Annotated in this window: 17 protein-coding genes and 1 pseudogene; 7 read left to right on the top strand and 11 right to left on the bottom strand. The window is 72.8% G+C overall.

Annotated elements, in window-relative coordinates; genetic code table 11:
• Positions 1-16 precede the first annotated feature (16 nt).
• Entirely contained in the window at positions 17-979 is a 963-nt protein-coding gene (locus VT52_RS30945) for a LysR family transcriptional regulator (protein WP_046424781.1), read from the bottom strand.
• Positions 980-1243: 264 nt separating this feature from the next.
• Between VT52_RS30945 and VT52_RS30940 the strand changes: the two genes are divergently transcribed.
• Positions 1244-1786, top strand: a complete 543-nt coding sequence (locus tag VT52_RS30940; protein ID WP_046424783.1) for a hypothetical protein — start codon at positions 1244-1246, stop codon at positions 1784-1786.
• 215 nt (positions 1787-2001) lie between these two features.
• On the opposite strand, the gene VT52_RS30935 is transcribed toward VT52_RS30940, so the two are convergent.
• From VT52_RS30935 to VT52_RS30910, 6 genes are all read right to left on the bottom strand, one after another.
• Positions 2002-2349 (bottom strand): ArsR/SmtB family transcription factor, encoded by a 348-nt coding sequence (locus VT52_RS30935; RefSeq protein ID WP_046424831.1) that lies wholly within the window; start codon positions 2347-2349, stop codon positions 2002-2004.
• Between the two features lie 68 nt (positions 2350-2417).
• On the bottom strand, positions 2418-2765 hold the full coding sequence (locus VT52_RS30930; protein ID WP_046424785.1) for a zinc ribbon domain-containing protein YjdM: 348 nt from the start codon (positions 2763-2765) through the stop codon (positions 2418-2420).
• Positions 2766-2839: 74 nt separating this feature from the next.
• Positions 2840-3238: an STAS domain-containing protein gene (locus tag VT52_RS30925; protein ID WP_046424787.1), complete on the bottom strand. Its 399-nt coding sequence runs from the start codon at positions 3236-3238 to the stop codon at positions 2840-2842.
• 59 nt (positions 3239-3297) lie between these two features.
• The gene (locus VT52_RS30920; RefSeq protein ID WP_046424789.1) at positions 3298-3717 is read right to left on the bottom strand and encodes an ATP-binding protein; all 420 of its coding nucleotides are present in this window, start codon (positions 3715-3717) and stop codon (positions 3298-3300) included.
• Positions 3718-3766: 49 nt separating this feature from the next.
• Positions 3767-5491 (bottom strand): SulP family inorganic anion transporter, encoded by a 1725-nt coding sequence (locus VT52_RS30915; protein WP_046424791.1) that lies wholly within the window; start codon positions 5489-5491, stop codon positions 3767-3769.
• Positions 5488-5829 carry an ArsR/SmtB family transcription factor gene (locus tag VT52_RS30910; protein ID WP_046424793.1) on the bottom strand — a complete coding sequence of 114 codons (342 nt, stop codon included), beginning with the start codon at positions 5827-5829 and terminating at the stop codon, positions 5488-5490. The genes VT52_RS30915 and VT52_RS30910 overlap by 4 nt, the downstream gene beginning before the upstream one ends.
• A gap of 638 nt (positions 5830-6467) precedes the next feature.
• Here VT52_RS30910 and VT52_RS39155 point away from each other — a divergent pair.
• From VT52_RS39155 to htpG, 4 genes are all read left to right on the top strand, one after another.
• On the top strand, positions 6468-6947 hold the full coding sequence (locus VT52_RS39155; RefSeq protein WP_420856318.1) for a fluoride efflux transporter FluC: 480 nt from the start codon (positions 6468-6470) through the stop codon (positions 6945-6947).
• Complete coding sequence (locus tag VT52_RS30900; RefSeq protein ID WP_046424794.1) at positions 6944-7297, top strand: DUF190 domain-containing protein; 354 nt, start codon at positions 6944-6946, stop codon at positions 7295-7297. Before VT52_RS39155 ends, VT52_RS30900 begins: the two co-directional genes overlap by 4 nt.
• Positions 7294-7668 (top strand): fluoride efflux transporter CrcB, encoded by a 375-nt coding sequence (crcB, locus tag VT52_RS30895; protein ID WP_046424796.1) that lies wholly within the window; start codon positions 7294-7296, stop codon positions 7666-7668. The genes VT52_RS30900 and crcB overlap by 4 nt, the downstream gene beginning before the upstream one ends.
• 80 nt (positions 7669-7748) lie before the next feature.
• Positions 7749-9650 (top strand): molecular chaperone HtpG, encoded by a 1902-nt coding sequence (htpG, locus tag VT52_RS30890; protein WP_046424798.1) that lies wholly within the window; start codon positions 7749-7751, stop codon positions 9648-9650.
• A gap of 59 nt (positions 9651-9709) precedes the next feature.
• Here htpG and VT52_RS30885 read toward each other — a convergent pair.
• From VT52_RS30885 to VT52_RS30875, 3 genes and pseudogenes are all read right to left on the bottom strand, one after another.
• Positions 9710-10177: pseudogene (locus VT52_RS30885) on the bottom strand (nucleotide triphosphate diphosphatase NUDT15); the annotation flags it as partial.
• Positions 10178-10278: 101 nt separating this feature from the next.
• Positions 10279-10725 carry a DUF6027 family protein gene (locus tag VT52_RS30880; protein WP_046424799.1) on the bottom strand — a complete coding sequence of 149 codons (447 nt, stop codon included), beginning with the start codon at positions 10723-10725 and terminating at the stop codon, positions 10279-10281.
• Between the two features lie 53 nt (positions 10726-10778).
• On the bottom strand, positions 10779-12071 hold the full coding sequence (locus VT52_RS30875; protein WP_079175385.1) for an FAD-dependent monooxygenase: 1293 nt from the start codon (positions 12069-12071) through the stop codon (positions 10779-10781).
• 178 nt (positions 12072-12249) lie between these two features.
• Between VT52_RS30875 and VT52_RS30870 the strand changes: the two genes are divergently transcribed.
• Together VT52_RS30870 and VT52_RS30865 are read left to right on the top strand one after the other, a co-directional pair.
• Entirely contained in the window at positions 12250-13203 is a 954-nt protein-coding gene (locus tag VT52_RS30870) for a TetR/AcrR family transcriptional regulator C-terminal domain-containing protein (RefSeq protein ID WP_046424801.1), read from the top strand.
• A gap of 154 nt (positions 13204-13357) precedes the next feature.
• Positions 13358-13777, top strand: a complete 420-nt coding sequence (locus VT52_RS30865) for a hypothetical protein (RefSeq protein ID WP_046424804.1) — start codon at positions 13358-13360, stop codon at positions 13775-13777.
• Positions 13778-13818: 41 nt separating this feature from the next.
• Here the strand turns inward: VT52_RS30865 and VT52_RS30860 are convergent, their stop codons facing one another.
• Positions 13819-14031, bottom strand: a complete 213-nt coding sequence (locus VT52_RS30860; RefSeq protein WP_046424838.1) for a hypothetical protein — start codon at positions 14029-14031, stop codon at positions 13819-13821.
• Between the last annotated feature and the right edge of the window lie 40 nt (positions 14032-14071).

The following is a 14071-nucleotide window of genomic DNA, read 5'->3' as shown; positions in this document are numbered from 1 at the left end:
CGGGCGGTCTCGGCCCTCAGCTCCACAACGTCACATGGATCGCCGGGCGGAACCGGCCCGCCGTGACCCCCGTGCCCCGGAGCATGGCCTGGATGGCGCGGGGCGTGGTGACGAAGCGGCGGAGTTCGGCGGCGGCCGGCGGGGCCTCGCGGTCGCCGAGGGAGAGGAGGTTCCAGGAGCCGCGCGCGGGCAGCCCGGCGCCGGCGATCTGCCGGAGGTCGCCGTCGGCGAGGTCCTTGCCGACCGCGAACGTCAGCGCGAGCGCCACCCCGGTGCCGTGCTTCGCCTCGTCCACCGCCGCGGTGTGGCTCTGGAAGATCCGCTGGTGTTCCTCCGGGATCTGGAGCCGCCGCAGCACGGCCGGCACCATCCCGGCCCGCCCCACCGCCGAGGGCCCGAGCAGCCATGTCTGCTCGCGCAGCTCCGCCACCCCGGCCGGCCCGCTGCGGGCGGCGAGCGGGTGGGCGCTGCCCACGACCGCGATCATCTGGTAGTCGAGGAAGTGCGTGCAGCTCATCGTGGCCTCCACGGCGGCGGGCCGGGGTCCGATGGCCACGTCCACCGCCCGCTCCGTCAGCAGCGGCGGGAAGCGCTGCGGATCGTGCACGCTGAGTTCGACGTCGAGATCGTCGGCCCGCCCCGCGAAGAGTTCGATCAGGCCGGGCGCCGCGTACTCCGCGAACAGGCTCGACGCGGCGACCCGCAGCAGCCGCCGCCCGGACCCGGCCTGCCGCACCTCCAGCACGGTCTGGTTCTGAAGGCCCAGCATCTGCGCGGCGCGGCTGGCGAGCCGCAGGCCGCCCGGGGTGAACGCCAGCCCGCTGCCCGTGCGGGTGAACAGCTTGTCCCCGAGTTCCCGGCGCAGATGGGCGATGTGCAGCGAGACGGCGGCCTCGGTCACCGCGAGGTCCGCCGCCGCTGCCTTCACGGAGCCGAGCCGGACGGTAGCCGAGAACGCCCGCAGCTGTGCCGGGGTCAACCACAACCTCCCCTGATCACCACGGGTGCGCCAATGCCCGCGTGGCGGGTGTGACCTGTGTCTCAAACTACCGCACAGATCGTTCCCGGGCCATGAGACCGGCCGCGCCCCGGGCCCGGCCGTGCCTGCCGCGGGCCCCGCCGGGCACATCACGGACGCCCCCGTCCATGGGCCGTCCGGCCCCGGAATCTCTGCCGACAGGCACCTGTGCCCGGCGCCCGCGCATGACGATGATCAGCGCATGCGAGGAAGGGAACCCCAGGAGTGATCGCCGTCGTCGGACATCCGGATCTCACCGTGCCGACGCTGGCCCTCCTGGAGGAGGAGCTGCGCTCGCGGCTGGCCGGCCGCGCCCGCGCCGGCCGTGCCGGACTGGTCCGGGCCGGCCGGGGCCTGCCCGTGGCGTTCGGGCGGGCCGCGCACAAGGCCGGGCTGGCCCTGGTGACGGTGCTGCCGTCCCGCGGGGGCATGCCCGGCCATGTCGCCGGGCCGGACCGCGACGCCGCCGGGGAGCTGTTGCTGCTGTCGCGGATGGTGCGCCTGGTCGAGTACGACCCCGCCGACCGCGCCTCCTGCATCATCGCCGACGAGGCCCTGGTCCGCTCCTGCGCCCGGGTGCTGGCCGTCTGGGACGGCTCACCGTCCAACGGCCGCGACGCGACCGCCCATTTGGTGGCCTACGCCCGCAGCCACGGCGTCGACGTGGAGGTGCTGTGGCCGCGCGGCGCCGAGCACCGGACCGTCCCGTCCGCAAAGGCGCCGGGAGCCCGCGGACTCACAGGCCGTTTCCCGCGTACGACGGATTGAAAGTCTTGTAGGTCGGCCGGAGGTCCGGCACGACCGTGTCGGTCGACGCGACCGGGCCGGGCACCGCAGAGGAGGACCATGAGGGGGAGAGACGAGGCCGCCCCAGGCGGGGGGCCGCCGGCGCGACCGGCGGCAGCACGGCGGCGACCGCGGCCCCGGGCGCCTTCACGGGGTTCCGTCGGGCGAATCGGAGCCGGAACAGGCCGTCGGCCCCCCTAGGAGGGGCCGGTCTCCTCTTGTGGCGCCCGCAGATCGGCGAGCAACACCGCCTGTCCCGCCAGCACGCCGGACAGGATGGTCCGCGCCACCCGCAGCAGCTCGGCCACGTGCGGGCTGGTCAGGGAGTAGTGGACGGTCGAACCCTCCTTGCGGGTCCTGACCAGGTTGGCGCGGCGCAGCACGGCCAACTGCTGGGAGAGGTGGGCGGGTTCGATACCCACCTCGGGCAGCATCTCGCCGACGGCGTGTTCGCGCTCGCTGAGCAGCTCCAGGACGCGGATGCGCGCGGGATGCCCGAGCGTCTTGAAGAACTCGGCCTTCAGCTGATACAGCGGCGTATTCACCGCACCCACCCCTTCGTCCTGGTCGAGAGCATGCGCTCCATCCTCCCGCATGCCATGAGCCCGCCGGTTCAGGCCTTCTTGACCACGCTGGACTTCAGCTGCATCGCGCCGAAACCATCGATCCTGCAGTCGATGTCATGGCCGTCCACGCCGTCCACGAGCCGGATGTTGCGCACCTTCGTACCCGCCTTGATGCCCGACGGACTGCCCTTGACCTTCAGCGCCTTGACCACGGTCACGGTGTCGCCGTCGGCGAGTGCATTGCCGACCGAGTCCCGGATCACCCTCCCCTCCTCGGCGGCGGTGCCGGAGGACGCCGACCACTCGTGGCCGCACTCGGGGCAGACGAGCAGCGCGCCCATCTCGTAGGTGAACGTGCCCGAGCAGTCGGGGCAGGCGGGGAGGTTGTCGCTCATGGAACTCTTTCGCGGTGGGTTCGGCGGTGGGCCGAACAGGGGGAACGGTTGATCGAAAAGAGATCGTCCGCGGGTCAGGAGGTGGGCCAGCCGTCGGTCCGCCACTCCTGGCGGTCGTCGTCCGGCGTCTTTGCGCACCGGCCGTGCGCGGCGAGGGCGGCGGCCAGGTCGCAGTGGACCGGGATGTCGGGGCAGTCGCCCGCCGGTACCAGCGAGCCGTCGGCGGGTATCGCGGCCAGCTCCAGGCTCCGGCCGGAGGCGGCCAGCAGCCGCGCGGCCTCGGCGATGGCCACCTGGCCCTCCGAGGACCAGTTGCGCAGCTCGGTCAGGTCGAGGACGACCGGTCCGGCGCCGCGCGCGACGACCCAGCCGATGGCGCCGTTGAAGCGGTGTACGGCGTCCGGGCCGAGGTAGCCGGCGACGGAGAGGACGCCGAGGTCCTGCTCGATGGTGTAGCGCCAGTCGATGGTCATGCGGGGGCGGCTTCCTTGTGCGGGGGAGGAGGGGTGTGGGGGAGTGTGGCCCGGTGGTCCTACAAGGGCAGGGTGATCCAGATGCTCTTGCCCTCGCCGTCGGCGTCCGCGCGGACCACCGCGGTGCCGCCCAGGCCGAGGACCAACTCCATCACGGTGGCCAGGCCCCCCGGTTCGGCGGGCGCGGCGCGCAGGTGCGGCTGGTGGGGGTGGCGGTCGTGCACGGCGAAGGCGAAGCAGTCGCGGGCGGCCGCGTAGATGACGGTGACCTCGGGGGAGACGTGGGCCGCGTGCCGGACGCTGTTGGTGACCAGCTCGCTGAGGATCAGCAGCGCCGGGTCCACGACGCGGTGGCGCAGTCCGATGCCCCACTCCACGAGGGCCTGCTCCGCGGTCTCGCGCGCCACGCGCACCGCCTTGGGGGCGGCGGGCAGGGTGAGCACATGGCGGTGGGGAAGGGCCCGCGGGGCCTGGGACATCATCGCTCCGCCGGGCCGGGGTGGTGGTTTCCCGCGCTGGCCGTCTCGTTCATCGGACCGCCTCCTCGCCGGACGTCGGGGCGGTCCGCTGCGCGGGCACGACGCCCTCCAGGTGGCCGCGTGCCGCCCGGATCGCCTCGGGGGTGGTGGCGAAGTCCCGGCCGTCGGGCCGCAGCAGCTCCAGCACGCCGACCGAGTCCAGGACGCGTCGCTGTCCGGGCCGTATGCCGGAGGCCAGGACGACGATGCCGCGCCGGCGCAGCTTCTCCACCGCGTCCTTCAGAACCAGCGCGCCGGTGGCGTCGACGGTCGACACCCGCGACATGCGCAGGATCACCACCCGGACGTCGGCCACCTCGGCCAGTTCCAGCAGGAAGCGGTGCGCTCCGGCGAAGAACAGCGGGCCGTCGAGCCGGTACGCCACGATGTGCTCGGCGAGCAGCGCGTGTTCCTCCGCGCTGTGGTCGCCCCGGTCCAGTGGCACCCGGTCCAGACGGGCCTGCCGGGCCACGGCGCGCAGCGCGAGGGCACCAGCCACGGCGAGCCCGATGACGACGGCGTGGACGAGGTCCAGGGCGAGGGTGCCGGCCGCGGTCAGGACGAGTGTCACGGCGTCCGCCCGGGTCGCCCTGGTCATGGCCTTCAGCGAGCTGACCTCGACCATGCGCACCGCGGTGGCCAGCAGCACGCCCGCGAGCGCGGCCAGCGGGATCTTCGCGACCAGGGGCGAGGCGGCGAAGACGATCACCGCGAGGACCACGGCGTGGGTGAACGCGGCGGTGCGGGAACCGGCTCCGGTCCGTACGTTGACCGCGGTGCGCGCGATCGCGCCGGTGGCCGGTACGCCGCCGAACAGCGGGGCGGCGATGTTCGCCAGGCCCTGGCCGAACAGCTCGCGGTCCGGGTCGTGCTTCTGTCCGACGGTCATGCCGTCCGCGACCGACGCCGACAGCAGGGACTCCAGGGCGGCCAGCGCGGCGACGGCCACGGCGGGCGTCACCAGGGAGCCCAGGTCGCCGAGGTGGAGGAAGGTGAGGGAGGGCGCGGGCAGCCCGGACGGCAGGTCGCCGATCGGCCTGGCCGCGTCCAGGTGCGCGAGCTGGGCCACGACGGTCGCGGCGATCACGGCGAGGATCGAGAAGGGGATCGTGGGCCGCCACCGGGCGCCGAGCAGCATCGCCGCGGCCACGGCGAGCGCGAGACCCGCGGCGGTCCAGTTCGGCGCCTTCGCGAACTCCTCGACCGCCCGCCAGGCCGTCACCAGCACCCTGTCGGCCTTGGGCGTGGGCACGCCGAGCGCGTTCGGTACCTGCTGGAGCCCGATCACGCAGGCGATGCCGAGGGTGAAGCCCTCGACCACGGGAGCGGGCACGTATCGCATGTACTTGCCGGCACGCAGCGTGGCCAGCGCGATCAGCAGGACACCGGCCATCAGCCCGACCGTGAGCACACCGGTGGGCCCGTACCGGCCGACGATCGGCACGAGGACGACGGTCATCGCGCCGGTCGGCCCCGACACCTGGAGGTTCGAGCCGCCGAACACCGCGGCGACCGCGCCCGCGATCACCGCGGTGGCCAGGCCCGCCTCGGCGCCGAGCCCGGAGGAGACGCCGAAGCCGAGGGCGAGGGGGAGCGCGACGATCGCGACGGTGAGGCCCGCGAGGAGGTCCCGGCGCGGATCGCGCCGTACCGCGGCGAGGTCGGCGCGGCCGGGCAGCAGGGAGCTGATCCGGGTGTGCACGGTCCGTACACCCCGGGTGAGGGCGGTGCTCATCGGGCGGAGACCCCGGCTTCCCGCAGTTCGGTGAGCAGTTCGTGCTGCCCGGTGAGCATCTCGGTGAGGATCCGGCGCGCGGCCCGCATCAGGTCGGCCACGTCACCGCCGGACAGCTGGTAGACGACCGTCGAGCCCTCGCGGGTGGAGGTGACGATCCCCGAGCGGCGCAGCACCGCCAGCTGCTGGGAGAGGCTGGAGGGCTCCACCTCTATGGCGGCGAGCAGCTCCCGGACCGGCCTCGGCCCGTCCTGGAGAAGCTCCAGCACCCGTATCCGTACGGGGTGACCGAGCATCCGGAAGAACTCGGCCTTCGCCTGGTACAGCGGAACCGACACGATCCCTCGACTTCCCTCTCAGCGAATACAACGAACGTAGCATCTAATCAATTGCGAACTTTAGCAATTCAGCTATTGGTTTCGGTGGGGTCTGTGGGTGAATGTCAGGTTCGGCGGTGGTGCTTCATCCCCTCGGCTCGCGTGCCTGGGTCACGTCGGGAAACCCGCTGGGCCGGACGGGCGGGCGGGGTCGTCGTCCGGGCGGGGCGGGCCCGCCCCGCCCGGACCGCTGGGATCGCTGCGGCGCGCCCCCGCGGCGGCGACCCGCGTCGACGCCCCGCGTGCACGCGACATCCGGGCCCCGCCTGCCGCAACGGCGAACGGCCCGCCCGGGGCGTCGATGGCGGCGGCTCCGGTACGTGTGGGTGAGATCTCCTTGCCGCGGAGGCCGGGACCGCTGGAGGGCTGCCCGGTCCGGGGCCCCGGAACACCCGTACCCGCGGGCGGCCGTCTCGGATACCGGGCCCGTCATCAGGCCGTATCCGCTTCGCGCTATCCTGGTCGCGCGGTGCGACTCCGGTCCCCGCACGGCGGTGGGTCTCGCCGTACCCAACCGCGGCAATGTCGCCGCCAATGGTCCCTCCTTTTGTCGAAGTGCGCCCCGGCATGCCCCGGGCGCCCTGTACGAGGAGGCCCATGTGGCAGAGCGGACCGCGCTGAACGCATCCACCGGACGCGGCGTCGAGCGGCGCCCACCGGCCCGTCGGCTCCTGCCGTGGCGCACGCAGGGACCGGTTCTCGCCGTCATCGCCGCCGGTGGCGCCCTCGGGGCCTGCGCCCGCTACGGCACCGGGCTGCTGTGGCCGACCGCGTCCGGCGCCTTCCCGTGGACCACGTTCTGGGTGAACGTCACCGGCTGCGCCGTCATCGGCGTCCTCATGGTCGTCATCACCGACATCGGCGCCGGGCACCGTCTGGTCAGACCCTTCTTCGGCACCGGCGTGCTCGGCGGGTTCACCACCTTCTCCACCTACACCGTGGACATCGAGCGCCTGACCGGCACGGGCCGGGCCACCACCGGCCTGCTCGACCTCGTCGCGACCGCGCTCGGCGCCCTCGCGGCCGTCTGGACCACCGCGCACCTCACCCGGCGCGTCATCGAATGGAGGGCGTCATGACGACAACGACCGTTCCCGGCATCCGGCTCACGGTCCTCGTCGGCGAGGACGACATGTGGCACCACAAGCCCCTTTTCGCCGAGATCGTGCACCGGGCGCACCGGGCGGGGCTGGCCGGCGCCAGCGTGTTCCGGGGCGTGGAGGGATTCGGGGCGACATCCCTGATCCACACCAGCCGGCTGCTGTCCCTCAGTGAGGACCTGCCGGTGGCCGTGGTCATCGTCGACACCGAGCGACGCGTCCGGGACTTCCTGCCCCAGCTCGACGAGCTGGCCGTGGAGGGTCTGGTGACCGTCGACCACTGCGAGATCGTCTGTCCGGGCGGGCATGACGCGAAGGAGAGTTCGTGAACTGGCTGCTGGTCATCGCCGGAGCCGCCGTCGGCGCGCCACTGCGCTATCTGACCGACCGCACCGTGCAGTCCAGGCACGACACCGTCTTCCCCTGGGGCACCCTCACCGTCAACGTCGTCGGCAGCCTCCTTCTGGGCCTGATCACCGGGGCGGTCGTCGCCGGCGGGATGTCCTCGAACCTCCAGCTGCTGCTCGGCACCGGGCTGTGCGGGGCGCTGAGCACGTACTCCACGTTCTCCTACGAGACGCTGCGGCTCGCCGAGGACGGGGCGCGCTTCTTCGCCGCCGCCAACGTCGTCGCCAGTGTCGTCGCCGGACTCGGCGCCGCCTTCATGGGCGCCGCCCTCGCGCAGTCCCTCTGGGCCTGATGTGACCCCCCGCCGCGACATGGTGTTTTACAGTGGCTGCCGCCAGTTCCGACCACAGGATCCGTGAGGTAACCGCGAACATGTCGACGCAGACGTTTGAGTTTCAGGTGGAGGCCCGTCAGCTGCTCCAGCTGATGATCCACTCCGTGTACTCGAACAAGGATGTCTTTCTGCGCGAGCTCGTCTCCAACGCATCCGACGCGCTGGACAAGCTGCGCCTGGAGAAGCTTCGGGACGACGCGCTCGACGTCGAAGTGTCCGACCTGCACATCGAGTTGGACATCGACAGCGAAGCCCGCACACTGACCGTGCGGGACAACGGCATCGGTATGTCGTACGACGAGGTCGGGCAGCTCATCGGCACCATCGCCAACTCCGGCACCGCCGAATTCCTGCGCGAGCTGCGGGAGACGAAGGACGCGGCCGGCGAGGAGGGACTCATCGGCCAGTTCGGCGTGGGTTTCTACTCCGGTTTCATGGTGGCCGACGAGGTGACCCTGGTGACCCGGCGGGCCGGCGAGAGCCACGGCACCCGCTGGACCTCGCGCGGCGAGGGGACCTACACCCTGACGAGGGTCGAGGACGCCCCGCAGGGCACCTCGGTCACCCTGCACCTCAAGCCGGCCGACCCGGAGAACCAGCTTCACGACTACGCCTCCCCCTGGAAGGTCAGGGAGATCGTCAAGCGGTACTCGGACTTCATCACCTGGCCGATCAGGATGGCGTCCGGGACCCCGGCCGACGGCGGCGAGCCGGAGCCCGAGACCCTCAACTCCATGAAGGCGCTGTGGGCGCGGCCGCGCGACCAGGTGTCCGACGACGAGTACCACGAGCTGTACAAGCACATCGGCCACGACTGGCGCGATCCGCTGGAGACCATCCGGCTCCAGGCGGAGGGCACCTTCGAGTACCAGGCGCTGCTCTTCCTGCCCGAGCACGCACCCCACGACCTGTTCACCCGGGACTTCCGGCGGGGCGTACAGCTCTACGTCAAGCGCGTGTTCATCATGGACGACTGCGAGGCGCTGCTCCCGCCGTACCTCCGCTTCGTCAAGGGCGTCGTGGACGCGGCCGACCTCTCGCTCAACGTCTCCCGCGAGATCCTCCAGCAGGACCGGCACATCGAGATGATGCGGCGCCGGCTGACGAAGAAGGTCCTCTCCACCGTCAAGGACCTGATGGGCGAGGAGTCGGACCGGTACGCCACGTTCTGGCGGGAGTTCGGCACCGTCCTCAAGGAGGGCCTGGTCACCGACGCGGAGAACCGTGAGGCACTCCTCGCCGTCGCCTCGTTCGCGAGCACGCACCACGAGAGCGAGCCGACCACGCTGAAGCAGTACCTGGAGCGGATGAAGGACGGCCAGGAGGACATCTACTACCTGACCGGCGACTCCCGCCAGGCCATCGAGAACTCCCCGCACATGGAGGCGTTCCGCGACCGGGGCATCGAGGTGCTGCTGCTCACCGACGCCGTGGACGAGGTGTGGGTCGACGCGGTCGGCGAGTACGAGGGCAAGAAGCTGCGCTCCGTCGCCAAGGGCGAGTTCGACCTCGACGCGAAGAGCGGGGACGAGGACTCCGACGACGAGCGGGAGAAGCGCGACGAGGCGTACGCCGGCCTGCTGGGGTGGATGGGCGAGCGGCTGGCGGAGGACATCAAGGAGGTACGGCTGTCCTCCCGGCTCACCGTCTCCCCGGCCTGCGTCGTCTCCGACGCGCACGACCTCACCCCGGCCCTGGAGAACATGTACCGGGCCATGGGCCAGGAGGTCCCCCGGGCCAAGCGCATCCTCGAACTCAACCCCGGCCACGCCCTGGTCAAGGGCCTCAACGAGGCGTACACCGAGCGCGGCGACGGTACCGAACTCGCCGAGACCGCCGAGCTGTTGTACGGCCTCGCGGTCCTGGCGGAGGGCGGCCAGCCGAAGGAACCGGCACGCTTCGTGAAGCTGATGGCGGAGCGGATGGAGAAGGCGCTGTAGGGGACGTACGGAGGAGGGCGGCGTCGCCGGATCCCGGTCCGGCGGCGCCGCCCTCCTCGCTACCCCTGGGCGTACGGGGTGAAGTGCGCCGGTGGGTGCGCGATGGGCAGGCCGGGGCGCCACGCGGTGAGGATCTGCGCGCTGCACACGAACAGGCCGTCGGGCAGCCCGTCCAGGGGGTACCAGGCCCAGTCGCCGACCCGCTCGTCCGGTTGGGTGGCCGGCTCCCCCCGCCATGTGGTGACGAGCGCGCCGACGGTGAGGCGTACGACGTCCCCGACGTGATCGACCAGCGTGCCCAGGAGCCGGACCTCCTCAGTGCGCACGATCAGCCCGGTCTCCTCGGCGAGTTCCCGTACGACGGTCTCCTCCAGGGACTCCCCGGCCTCCACGGTGCCGCCCGGGAGTTCGAGGGTGCCGCGGTGATGGCGGCCGAGGAGGACGCCCCGCTCCCCGAGGACGATCGCGCCCACGCCGATCGCGGCGTGGGGGACGGGGGGCCTCGCGGAGCGGTTGCGGCTGGTGACGGGGTCGACGTCCGGTGCGGACACGGGGAACTCCTGGGTGAGCGGGGTGCGGAGGCACGGCCCCCGCCGGCGGCGGGGGCCGTCACCATGGTTCCAGCGGTTCAGCCGGTCGTGCCGGCGGTACCGTCCTCGAACTGGGCCGGATACACGCCCGGTTCGTCCAGCGGCAGCTTGAGCCAGGCGATCATCTGCCGCAGCTGGTGGTACGCTCGCAGCCGCTCGCCGTCGCTGTCCTGCCGCTCCGCCTCGGCGATCGGCTCCCACAGCCGGTGCACCATCACCGGCCCCACCTCCAGCAGGCCCCCGCTGCCGCCCGTCGCCCAACGCGCCAGCACATAGCGGGCGAGGGCGCCGACCGGGATGTCCAGGTTCTCGGCCATGCCCCGCAGGGTGGCGAGCGGATCGAGCCGCCCGTAGAGCACGACGTCCGACTTGAAGTTGGCGTGCGGGTCGTCGTCGGGCCAGGTGGCGTCCCAGCGGTGCAGCCGGACCACCGGCTCCTCCGGCGGCCCCTTCTCCTCGTACTCCTGGTGCGGCACGGTGGTCATCCGCCTCGGCCTCCCTCTCGGACTCGCTCCCGGACTTCGGGCAAGCCCCAGCCTCACGTACCGTGCCCCTGCCCGCGGACATCCGGCGCCACGGGCAACCGGATTCGGCCGTCGGCCGGTCGCGGCCGGCCGCGCCGGGGGAGCGGTGAGCCCCAGCCGTATGCGGGCAGTTCGATGTTCCCGGCCTTGGCGAACTGGGCCGCGAGCAGGTTCCGCATCGGCCGGCGGGTCATCTGCCGCATGGAGAGGTCGCGCAGCCGGATGCCGAGCCGGCCCGAGGGCGCGTATCCGGCGACGCCGAACGGCGGCAGCCGCTGGGCCTGGTCCACGTACGGGCGCATGACCTCGTCGTAGCGGCGCAGGGCGGCCCGGTGGTCGCCCGCGGCCGTGGCCAGCTCGCCGGCCAGTACGTACGCGCCGACCAGGGCGAGACTGGTGCCGAGGCCGGTCAGCGGCGTCGCGCAGTACCCGGCGTCGCCCAGCAGCGCGACCCGGCCGCGCGACCAGCCGTCGAGGCGGACCTGCCCCATGGAGTCGAGGAAGAAGTCCGGGGCGGTGCGCATCGCCCGCAGCAGACGCGGGGCCGCCCAGCCGACGTGGGCGAAGCGCCGGTCCAGCAGATCGTGCTGGGCGGCGACGTCCCGGCGGTCGTGGGTGAGGGGCGCCGAGCGGAAGCTGAGGCCCGCCTTGATCTCGCCGGGCACCCGGCCCGGCCGGGCGGAGACGACCAGACCGGGCGGCGCGTTGTGCATCATGTACCAGCCGTCGAGGTCCAGGTCGTCGGTGACGGTGAACCAGGCCGTGCTGAGGCCGAGCGGGCGGACGGACTCCCGCTCCGGCCCGAAGGCCAGCGCGCGCACCACGGAGTGCGGTCCGTCCGCGCCGACGACCATCCCGAACCGGCGCGGCGCAGCCCGCTCGAAGGTGACCGTGACCCCGTCCGCGTCCTGTTCCAGCGCGGTGATCGTGTCGTCGAACAGGTATTCCGTGTCCGGCAGGCTCGCCTCGTACAGCAGGCGGGCGAGGTCGCCGCGGAGGATCTCGATCTCGGAGACGATCCCCTCGCCGCCGAAGCTGTCGGCGGGCAGTGCGGCGGTGACGCGTCCCGAGGCGTCGACGAGGGCGAGACCGCGCTGGTCCACGCTCCTGGCCCTGGCCCGGTCCATCAGGCCCATCCGCTCGATCACGGTACGACCGGCGCCGCGCAGATCCACGGTCTGGCCGCCCGGCCTGGGCGCGGGCGCCCGCTCCACGAGCGTGACGGTGAAGCCCCCCTCGCGTAGCCAGTACGCCAGAGCGGGTCCCGCGATGCCGGCGCCGCAGACGAGTATTCCGTTGTCGGTCATGGCGCGAATGTACGCCGTACGCACGCTCGTGCGCAAGCGGCAAATAGCATGCCGTCAATGGGTGATGAGATCCAGTGTACTAGTGCGCATGACATACCGCACGGAGTCGTGCGGACGTATCGCCCGGCGTCGCGGGCTTACGATGGCCCCCTTCAGTGCACTAGTGCGGAGGGTGTCGATGAGCGGACAGGCGGAGTCGCGCTCCGGCCAAATCGCCGGCGAGTTGCGGCGGCGGATCGAGACGGGGGAACTGGCGCCGGGCGAGCGCGTGCCGTCGACCCGGGAGATCACCCGCCAGTGGGGTGTCGCCATGGCGACGGCCACCAAGGTGCTGACCGAACTGCGCCGCGCGGGCCTGGTCCGCGCCGTGCCCGGCGTCGGCACGGTCGTCGCGCCCCCGGCCCGCCCGGCCCGGCCGCCTCGCCCCGCCGCCACCCGCCAGGGCGGCCGGCCCGCCGACGCCCCCTCGGCGCTCACCCTCGACCGGATCGTCACCGCCGCGGTCGCGGTCGCCGACACGGAGGGGCTGGCGGCGGTCTCCATGCGCCGGGTGGCGGCCGAACTCGGCGTGGCGACCATGTCGTTGTACCGGCACGTGGCCGACAAGGACGACCTGCTGACGCGGATGCTGGACACGGTCATCGCGCGGCACCCGCTACCCGCCGACCCGCCGCGGGACTGGCGCGCGGCGATCGAGCTGGCGGCCCGGCGGCTGTGGGACCAGTTCCGCCGCCACCCGTGGCTCGCCCCGGCCCTTTCGGTGACCCGCCCCCAGCTGGTGACGTCGGCCCTGCCGTACAGCGAGTGGACGCTCTCCGTCCTGCGCTCCCGCGGCCTCGACCTGCCAACCGCCTTCACCGCGCACCTGATGCTGTTCAACTACGCCCGCGGCATCGCCGTCAACCTGGAGTCGGAGCGGGAGGCCGAGGCGTACAGCGGCCTCGACAGCGAGCAGTGGATGGACACCCGGGAACCCGAACTCCTGGACATCCTGGCCACCGGCCGTTTCCCCGCCCTCTCCCAGCTGGCCGCGGCCGGCTACGACCTCGATCTCGACGACCTCTTCGAGTTCGGCCTCCAGCGTCTGCTGGACGGGCTGGCGGCCCTGGTCGGCGAGGAGCGCCCGCGGTAGACGCGCCGCCGCGACGGGGCCGCGGCACCCCGGACGGCTCGGGCCGGCCCGCCGTGTCACCCGTCCGCGCCGCCGAGGGCGACGCCGGGCGGCCCTCGGCCGAGGCTGGGCCTGACAGAGGTACGCCGCGCCGCCAGGAGAAGAGGTCCCCCGCATGCCACACCACGCAGCGAGGACGTCGGAGCCCGCCCTGGCCGCCAGATGGGCGGGGGCTCTGCTGTGTCTCGCGGTGGCCGTCATCCATGTCATCGACCAGGGCGGCATCACCACGACCAGGGACCCCCACTACGTCGGCGTCGCCTACCACGTCCTGGAGACCGCGGCCGTGGTCGCCGCCGTGCTGCTCCTCATCGGCCTGGTCCGCCCGGGATGGCTGCTGGCCGCCGCGGTCGCCCTGGGGCCCCTGCTCGGCTACGTCCTCTCCCGAGGCCCGGGACTGCCTGGCTACAGTGACGACATCGGCAACTGGACGGAGCCGCTGGGGCTGGTCAGCCTGGCCGTCGAGGGCGCCCTGCTCCTGCTGTCGGTGCCGCTCTTCGTGCGCGGCGGGCGCCCCCGGACCTGTCGGGCCTGAGCGCGCGCGGCCGGTCGGAAGCCGCGCCGATCGACCGCCCCTCAGACACCCGCCGCCCGGCGTCCCCGCTCCGCCGCGCGCAGCAGTGACCGGGCCACCCGCTCCGCGTCGTCCGGGCACAGGTGGATCTCCTGGGTCCACAGGATCGACAGCCGTACGGCCCCGGTCAGCAGGTTCGTCGCCACGTCGGCCTCGACTCCGTTGCCGGTGACGTCGGTGACCTTCAGGTCCGGATCGCTCGCGTAGGCACTCATGCGGCCCAGCATGGCGGAAGAGCCGTGCCCCCGCCCCGGA

Origin of the sequence: Streptomyces malaysiense, assembly GCF_000980885.2 — a bacterium.
In the GTDB taxonomy this organism is placed as follows: Bacteria; Actinomycetota; Actinomycetes; order Streptomycetales; family Streptomycetaceae; genus Streptomyces; species Streptomyces malaysiense.
This window is presented reverse-complemented; position numbering and strand designations above follow the sequence as displayed.

What these genes read in the sequence shown, in the direction of transcription:
- VT52_RS30930 (WP_046424785.1), bottom strand. Translation starts at nt 2,765, where the DNA reads ATGAGCGACAACCTCCCCGCCTGCCCCGACTGCTCGGGCACGTTCACC.
- VT52_RS30925 (WP_046424787.1), bottom strand. Translation starts at nt 3,238, where the DNA reads ATGACCATCGACTGGCGCTACACCATCGAGCAGGACCTCGGCGTCCTC.
- VT52_RS30920 (WP_046424789.1), bottom strand. Translation starts at nt 3,717, where the DNA reads ATGTCCCAGGCCCCGCGGGCCCTTCCCCACCGCCATGTGCTCACCCTG.
- VT52_RS30915 (WP_046424791.1), bottom strand. Translation starts at nt 5,491, where the DNA reads ATGAGCACCGCCCTCACCCGGGGTGTACGGACCGTGCACACCCGGATC.
- VT52_RS30900 (WP_046424794.1), top strand. Translation starts at nt 6,944, where the DNA reads ATGACGACAACGACCGTTCCCGGCATCCGGCTCACGGTCCTCGTCGGC.
- htpG (WP_046424798.1), top strand. Translation starts at nt 7,749, where the DNA reads ATGTCGACGCAGACGTTTGAGTTTCAGGTGGAGGCCCGTCAGCTGCTC.
- VT52_RS30880 (WP_046424799.1), bottom strand. Translation starts at nt 10,725, where the DNA reads ATGACCACCGTGCCGCACCAGGAGTACGAGGAGAAGGGGCCGCCGGAG.
- VT52_RS30875 (WP_079175385.1), bottom strand. Translation starts at nt 12,071, where the DNA reads ATGACCGACAACGGAATACTCGTCTGCGGCGCCGGCATCGCGGGACCC.
- VT52_RS30870 (WP_046424801.1), top strand. Translation starts at nt 12,250, where the DNA reads ATGAGCGGACAGGCGGAGTCGCGCTCCGGCCAAATCGCCGGCGAGTTG.
- VT52_RS30865 (WP_046424804.1), top strand. Translation starts at nt 13,358, where the DNA reads ATGCCACACCACGCAGCGAGGACGTCGGAGCCCGCCCTGGCCGCCAGA.
- VT52_RS30860 (WP_046424838.1), bottom strand. Translation starts at nt 14,031, where the DNA reads ATGAGTGCCTACGCGAGCGATCCGGACCTGAAGGTCACCGACGTCACC.